The 265-nt window shown below is 70.6% G+C and carries 1 pseudogene; it reads right to left on the reverse strand.

Annotation, left to right across the window (positions count from 1 at the left end):
* Window positions 1–265 (reverse strand): annotated as a pseudogene (locus tag ACTFO6_RS18910) (hypothetical protein); the annotation flags it as partial.

The raw sequence follows: 265 nt of genomic DNA on the forward strand, positions 1-265 counted from the left end.
GTCTGGAGCTGGGAGCCGGCCCACACTTCGCACGCCTCACCGCTCAACCGCACCACGCAGCTCAAGGGCTCCATGGGCGCGTGGGCGAGGAAGGGGAACTCGAAGGTGGCCGAGAGCCGTCTGGCCGCGGAGCCCAAGGCCCCCTCGGCGTCGCCCTCTTTGCGCGCCACCGCGCCGGGCTGCTGGGCGAGTTCGGCGTAGCGACGGGTGAGAGCCTCGCTTCCCCCGGTGAAGGCTTGCGCCTCATCCCATTCGATGACAAGGG

It is taken from the genome of Pelomicrobium sp. G1 (assembly GCF_051905455.1).
Taxonomy (GTDB): domain Bacteria; phylum Pseudomonadota; class Gammaproteobacteria; order Burkholderiales; family UBA6910; genus Pelomicrobium.